We start from the raw sequence: 2,324 nt of genomic DNA on the forward strand, positions 1-2,324 counted from the left end.
GCGCCGACGCAGCCCGCCACTCCGAGCACCCCGACCCCCGCGCCTACGACGGCGCCGGCCAGCGCCGACCCGGCCGTGACCGTCACGATCACGGGGAAGTTCCTGACGGAGCCGGGTGAGCTGGTGAAGGAGGGCACTCGCGTCCAGTTCACGTACGACGTGAAGAACACCGGCGGGGTCGATCTGAAGGACGTCCTCGGGCACAAGACGTTCAAGGTCGGGGAGTCGTTCCTGCTCAACACGACGGAAGCCGTGGTCAGTGCGCAGAACCTCAAGGACGGCTTCGTCCCGGCCGAGGCGAAGCTGGTCCGGGGAACCCTGCCGGACGGTTCGCGGGTGACGGTGTCGGCGCCGTTCGTGTACAAGCTCCCCATTCCCGAGAAGCCGCCGATCCCCGTGCCGGCGCCGGATCTGGACGTGAAGATCGCCGGAACGTTCCAGGTGAAGGAGGGCGAGCCGGTCGTCGCGGGCACGAAGGTGACGTGGGTCGCCCAGCTCACCAACACCGGCAACGTCGCACTGCGCGACCTGCAGGTCGCGGACAGCGAGAAGCTCGCCGAGCTGCCCGTCGGTGAGACCGGCGTGGTCTCCTTCGAGACCGAGGTGACCGAGCGCGACGTGTTCAACCACTCGATCTGGGTCGCCTCCCTCGCCACCGCCACCACGCCCGAGGGCACCGCGTTCACCAAGTCGACCCTCGGCACCCTGGGCATCCCCACGGTCATCCCCTTCACCCCGCTGACGCCCGCTTCGACGGTGGCCCCCACTCCGATCGGCCCGGACGCGAAGCCGACCGCCACCCCGCTCTCGGGCGGGGCGACCCGGCCGGCCGCCGGGATCACGGTGCCGACCACCCCCGCTGCGGCTGCTGCTGCTGCGTCGTCGTCGTCGTCGAAGCAGTCGACCGCGGGTCACCTCGCGTCCACCGGTTCCGACGCCGCCGCCGCGCTGCCCGTCGCCGGAGTGCTCGGCCTCCTCGGCGCGATCGGCGTGCTCCTCGGACGCCGCCGCCGGCGCAACGGCACCGCCACCGAGTAGCGCTCGAACCGGCCGGTGAACGAGGCGAGTCAGCCCACCGACCCGGATCGAGAGCAGGAAGGACCGCCGCGCGCCTTGCGCGGCGGTCCTTCTGCCGTCTCCGTATCGTGCGACGTCCCACGCCAACCCCGTATGACACCACTGCGGGCGAACCTGGACCTGTGACACTTCCTCAGATCACCCTTCGTGCTCCGCCGAGTCTCCCAGGAGTTTCAGATGCTTCCACGTACACCCCCGTCCTCCCGGACCAGCCGATCGAGCGGCCGGCCGTTCGATGTCGCGGCGTCCCTCGTCCTGACCGCCGGACTGCTCGGCTGCATCGCACCGGTCGCCAGCGCTGCCGATGCCACCTCGACCGCCGTCGGCGCCAGCCCGGCACCCACCTCCCCCGTTCTGATCGCCCCGGCGGCAGACACGTCGGGAAAGCCCCCGTGGAAGGGCACCTTCGGCGTGTTCTTCCCGACGCCTCCCGTCGCCGTGGGCACGAAGATCTCCGTGACGGCGTCGCTGGTCAATGTCGGCGATGTGCCGCTGAAGGTGACCATCGACACCCTCCCGCAGCCCGGCGGCGCTCCGCTGGACATCGCTCCCGGCGAGAAGAAGACCTTCGTCGGAGAGACGACCCTCACGGAGGGGGAACAGCGCACGGGCGTCTGGGCTCTGGACATCTCGGTCCGCTCGGTCCGACCCGACGGCTCCGTCGACGTCACGACCGCGGATCTCCGGAGACCCATCCCCACCGTCGCGCCGGTTCCGCCGACCCCGGCGCCGACGCAGCCCGCGACGCCGTCTCCGACGCAGCCCGCCACACCCGCCCCGACGTCGTCGCCGGCCGCCGAGAACCCCGCCCTCGAGCGAACGGTCACCGCCACGTTCAAGCCAGGGCCACTCATCTCCGATGAGAGCGAGCGCCCCATCAGAGTCGATTACACGATTCACCTCGAGAACACCGGCGACGTCCCCCTCAACGTGTTCCTCGACGCGTACAAACTGCCGGGTGGTGCTCCGATCACACTCGCGGTGGGCGAGTCGAAGGACCTCGGCCCTGACCACGAATTCGTCTTACGGAGAGAGCTGGAACGGGGTTCGTGGCGCTTCATCACTGCGGGGGCGGCCTACACGCCGCAGGGAGTTCGAGTCGACGCCGGCATCGACGCCCTGGTGCCCGTTCCCGGCGAGAGCCCGACCCCCGCGCCGACGCAGCCCGCCACGCCGACCCCCGCGCCGACGCAACCGGCCACGCCGACCCCGGCGCCGACGCAGCCCGCCACTCCGAGCACCCCGAC

Annotated in this window: 1 protein-coding gene and 1 pseudogene; both read left to right on the top strand. The window is 71.0% G+C overall.

Annotated features, from left to right (window positions below):
* Positions 1-1,038, top strand: a 1,038-nt coding sequence (locus EDF17_RS19640) for an LPXTG cell wall anchor domain-containing protein (RefSeq protein WP_123444590.1), incomplete at its 5' end; no start/stop codon positions are given.
* A 216-nt stretch (positions 1,039-1,254) separates the two neighbouring features.
* A pseudogene (locus EDF17_RS19645) lies at positions 1,255-2,324 on the top strand (hypothetical protein); the annotation flags it as partial.

Source organism: Rathayibacter sp. PhB1 (genome assembly GCF_004362935.1).
Taxonomy (GTDB): domain Bacteria; phylum Actinomycetota; class Actinomycetes; order Actinomycetales; family Microbacteriaceae; genus Rathayibacter; species Rathayibacter festucae.